Origin of the sequence: Streptomyces sp. SID486 (genome assembly GCF_009865385.1) — a bacterium.
Taxonomy (GTDB): domain Bacteria; phylum Actinomycetota; class Actinomycetes; order Streptomycetales; family Streptomycetaceae; genus Streptomyces.
In genome coordinates, this window is the sequence record NZ_WWJT01000594.1 from 1 (window position 1) to 3,402 (window position 3,402).

The window sequence follows — 3,402 nt, forward strand, 5'->3', positions numbered from 1 at the left end:
GCGAACCCCGCCGGCCCCGCACCGTCCGGTCCGGACGGCTCGCCGCCGTCCGGTGCGGGGGCCGCCGGGTCGCAGGGCGGGTCCTCGGGTGCCTGCGGAGCCGTGGACAGCCGCCCGATCAGCTCGGCCAGCTCCTCGACCGGCCGGTGGACAGCCACCGCCCGCACCGCCTCCTCCCGGCAGTGCGGCTCCACCGGCCCGCGGTGCAGCAGTTCCATCAGCCGGGAGACGTCCTCCAGGGGGCGGTTCTCGGCGGCGGCACGGATCACCTCGTCCGCGCCGTCCGACTCCCGGGGCGGCTCGGTCAGCAGCGTCACCAGACGGGTGACGTCCTCCACGGACCGGTCGACCCCGATCGCCCGCAGCGCGTCCGCCTTGGCCCGGGCGTGCTCGGGCGCCCGCTCCAGCAGCGTGATGAGCCGGACGACGTCCTCCAGGGGGCGGTCGGCGACAGCCGCGTGCACCAGGCCCCGCAAGGGGTCGCCCGGCGCGGACCCGTCGGCCGGATGAGGGCCGGGGAGTTCCTCGGGGGGCCGCAGGGACCATGTCAGCAGCTGCGGGAACGGCGCGGCGACGCCGGGGCCGGCCGGTGCCGGCGGTATCGGCGAGTCGTCGGGGCGGGGGGACGAAGGGCGGGTCGTCATCTCGGCTCCAGGAGAAGGATGCGACCGCACCTGCGCTCCCGCTTGCGGTCACGGCGTTATGCAGTCCATTACTAGGAGCGGCTCATGGGCCCCGCCACTCGGGCGGGGCACCGGTGTGAGGGGACGCGCAGCCACCGCCCACGACCGCGTCGTACGTCCTCCTCCCCGCCCCGGGACAGGGCGTCCCGTTCCTCTTCGCCCGCCCAGGTGCGTCCGGCCTGTCCGGTGGCGCATTCTTGCTGTGTCATCCACCGGAGGCGCACGGGACGAGGTAGGGCCGATGGCTGGGAGCGGCGAGCAGGCGGTCCGTTCGCGGGACCGGCTGGCCGCGCCACTGGCCGACGCCTCGACCGGCGCCCTCCGCGCGGTCGACGGCCTGGTGGCGGGCGTGTATCTGCGGTCCGGCACGCCGGGCCTGCTGCGCCTGTCGGTGCTCGCCGGTCTGCCCGGCCCGCTGTTCAGACCCTGGTGGCGGCTGCACGTGGACCGCCCCTTCCCCGTCGCCGACGCCTACCGGCTCGGCGTCCAGGTGGTCCTGCCGAACGCCACCGAGACCATGCGCCGGTACCCGCAGTTCGCCGCCGGGCTCCCCTTCCCGTTCGGGTCCGTGCACGTGCCGGTGCCGGTGCCGGGCGGGGGTGAACCGCTGGGGGTGCTCACGGTGCTGCGCCCGGCGGTGCCGGACACCGCGGACGGGTTCCCGGACCGCGAGCTGCTCGGCCGGCTGGCCGGGCGGCTGGGCACCGACCTGCTCGCTCTGGCCGGCGGGGACGAGGACGGGGTGCGCTGGGACGGTGAGCCGGTGGGCGTGCGGCCGCCCGCCCGGGTCCCCGCGCAGGCCGCCGTCGGACGCTTCCACTGGGACCCGGTGACCGCCGCCGTACGCGCGGACGACCGGCTGTGCGCGCTGCTCGGCCTGCGCCCCGGTGAGTTCACCGGTACCGCGCGGGCTCTCGCCGAGGCCGTCGCCCCGGCCGACGCGCCCCGGTTCCTGGCCGCGCTGCGGGACGCCGCCGCCGGGAGGCAGCCGAGCGCTCCCCTCGTCCTGCGGGCCCGGGACGGTACGCCGCGGTTGCTGGACCTGTGGCCGAGGGGTGCGGGCCACTGCGGTCCCGCGGTGGACGGTGTGGTGTTCCACCCCGGTCCGGCCGCCGCGGACGGCGCGGCCGACCTGCTGCCGCAGGGCGTGTTCTGCCTGGACCGGCTGGGACTGATCGTGTACGCCAACGCGGCGGCGGCCCGGCTCGCCGGCCGGGCGCGGGAGCGGCTGCTCGGGCGGGACCTGTGGGACGCGATGCCCTGGCTGGCGGGACCGCCGTACGACGACCATCTGCGCGGCGCGCTGCTCACCCCGGACCCGGTGCACTTCCACGCGCGGCGGCCGGCCGGTGAGCGGGACGGGCCCGGCGAGGGCGACTGGCTGGCCGTGTCGGTCCATCCCGGCACGGACCTGCTGACCTGCACGCTCGCCCCGGCCAGCCGTCTGGACCCCGGGACGGAGCCGCCTCAGGCCGCCCACGCGCCGCCGGGCCCGGCGGGCGCCGCCTCGATGGCACCGCTGTACCGGCCGATCGCGCTGGCCATCGCGCTGACGGACGCGGTGACCGCCCGGCAGGTGTCGGCGGTGGTCATGCAGGAGCTGCTGCCCGCCTTCGGCGGCCGGAGGCTGGCCATCTACCTGCTCCAGGACCGGCATCTGTACCTGGCCTGGGAGACCGGGTTCCCGCAGGGCTTCCTCGTCCCGTTCGACGGTGTGGGTCTCGACGCCCGCATCCCGGGCGTCGAGACCCTGACCACCGGACGGCCGCTGTTCTTCGAGTCGATGGGGCAGCTCGCGGCGGCCTATCCGGGCCTCGCGCTCGACGCCGACGTGGGCGCGCGTGCCTTCCTGCCGCTGATCGCCTCCGGCCGGCCGGTCGGCTCCTGCATCCTCGGCTTCGACCGCCCGCGCGGGTTCAGCACCGAGGAGCGTACGGTCCTCACCGCGCTCGCCGGTCTCATCGCGCACGCGATGGAGCGGGCGCGCCGCTACGACAGCGAGGCGGCCCTCGCCCGCGGTCTGCAGCGGGCCCTGCTGCCGCGCCGGCTCTCGGCGCACCCCCGGGTGGAGACCGCGGGCCGCTATCTGCCGGGCACCCAGGGCATGGACGTGGGCGGCGACTGGTACGACGTGGTCGAGGCCGGGGACGGACTGGCGCTGGTCATCGGCGACGTGCAGGGTCACGGGGTGCAGGCGGCGGCCACCATGGGCCAGCTGCGCAGCGCGGTGCGGGCGTTCGCGCTGGGCGACCGGCCGCCGGACGAGGTGCTGAGCGGCACCAACCACCTGCTGATCGATCTGGACCCCGGTCAGTTCGCCAGCTGTTGCTATCTGCGCCTGGACCCGGTCACCGGGCGGGCCCGGATCGCCCGGGCGGGCCCGGATCGCCCGGGCGGGCCATCTGCCGCCCCTGCTGCGCTGCCCGGAGGGCCGCGTCCGGGTGCTGGACGTCCCGGGCGGTGTCGTGCTCGGGGTGGATCCGCGCGCCCGCTACCCGGTGACCGAGCTGCTGCTGGAGCCGGGCTCCGTGCTCGCCCTGTACACCGACGGTCTGGTGGAGCGGCCCGGCGCCGACATCGAGGACGGCATCTCCGCTCTCGGGCGGGTGCTCGCCAGGGCCGGCGGCGGCGCCGGCCGGCGCGGCGGGCGGTCCCTGGCCGGGATCGCCGACCGGCTGACGGCCACCGCCCGGTTCGCCACCGACCGCCCGGACGACGT

Annotated in this window: 2 pseudogenes; one reads left to right on the forward strand and one right to left on the reverse strand. The window is 77.0% G+C overall.

Annotation, left to right across the window (positions count from 1 at the left end):
- Window positions 1-644 (reverse strand): annotated as a pseudogene (locus tag GT045_RS40065) (hypothetical protein); the annotation flags it as partial.
- 280 nt (window positions 645-924) lie between these two features.
- Between GT045_RS40065 and GT045_RS27860 the strand changes: the two are divergent.
- A pseudogene (locus GT045_RS27860) lies at window positions 925-3,402 on the forward strand (SpoIIE family protein phosphatase); the annotation flags it as partial.